Below are 671 nucleotides of genomic sequence, written 5' to 3' on the forward strand. Positions count from 1 at the left end.
CAAGATACTTACTTATGTAAGTGGGTTTCCCCATTCGGAAATCCCAGACTCAAATGACTTTTACTGTCTAATCTGGGCTTATCGCAAGTTAATACGTCCTTCATCGCCTCTGACTGCCAAGGCATCCACCGTGTACGCTTAGTCACTTAACCATACAACCCGAAAGGGTCTTAGTGTATGGCAACTAACCAAGGTTTTTGGTTGTAATAAGAAGGGTTAGTTCTTATTACGTGTTTGCCGGACTCAATGTGATTCAAATTAGATTTGAATCGAATACAAGACACTTGAATGTGTTTGTGTTGTGTTTATCCAAAGGATAAACATTGAGAACTTTTAATTTGATTAACTCGTAGAGTTAATCAGTCAGCTTTCCAAATTGTTAAAGAGCATAAAGCAAAAAGCTTTAATCAATAACTCGCGTTATTCATTAAAGCTCTGGCTTTAACTAAATCTAAACCATCAATCTGTGTGGACACTTATCGTGAATATCTTCGTATAAGGAGGTGATCCAGCCCCAGGTTCCCCTAGGGCTACCTTGTTACGACTTCACCCCAGTCATGAACCACAAAGTGGTGAGCGTCCTCCCGAAGGTTAAACTACCCACTTCTTTTGCAGCCCACTCCCATGGTGTGACGGGCGGTGTGTACAAGGCCCGGGAACGTATTCACCGT

At 42.0% G+C, this 671-nt stretch carries 2 rRNA genes; both read right to left on the minus strand.

Annotation, left to right across the window (positions count from 1 at the left end):
• Positions 1–152 (minus strand): 23S ribosomal RNA (locus A3712_RS24100); the annotation flags it as partial.
• Positions 153–496: 344 nt separating this feature from the next.
• Positions 497–671, minus strand: a 16S ribosomal RNA gene (locus A3712_RS24105); the annotation flags it as partial.

Origin of the sequence: Vibrio sp. HI00D65 (genome assembly GCF_001635455.1) — a bacterium.
GTDB lineage: Bacteria > Pseudomonadota > Gammaproteobacteria > Enterobacterales > Vibrionaceae > Vibrio.